Below are 220 nucleotides of genomic sequence, written 5' to 3' on the forward strand. Positions count from 1 at the left end.
GGTTCAGTTACTACGATCTCAATTTAAACAAAAACCTACCCAAAATTATAAAACTCAATGGCTATTTTTTAATAAGCAACTGCTGATTAGATAATATCATAAAAGGAGTTAGGTATGTCAGAAGAAGGCAAGGTAGCAGAAACTGATTCAGAAGTACTGGCAGAGAGAGTGCATGTGGGTAGTCATGCACTTCATTGGCTCGTTGAAAACCCAGACTTGC

At 37.7% G+C, this 220-nt stretch carries 1 pseudogene; it reads left to right on the plus strand.

The features are described 5' to 3' along the window. A pseudogene (locus V6256_RS16515) lies at positions 1-94 on the plus strand (nucleoid occlusion factor SlmA); the annotation flags it as partial. Positions 95-220: the final 126 nt, after the last annotated feature.

Origin of the sequence: Psychromonas aquatilis, from assembly GCF_038155185.1 — a bacterium.
GTDB classification, from domain to species: domain Bacteria; phylum Pseudomonadota; class Gammaproteobacteria; order Enterobacterales; family Psychromonadaceae; genus Psychromonas; species Psychromonas aquatilis.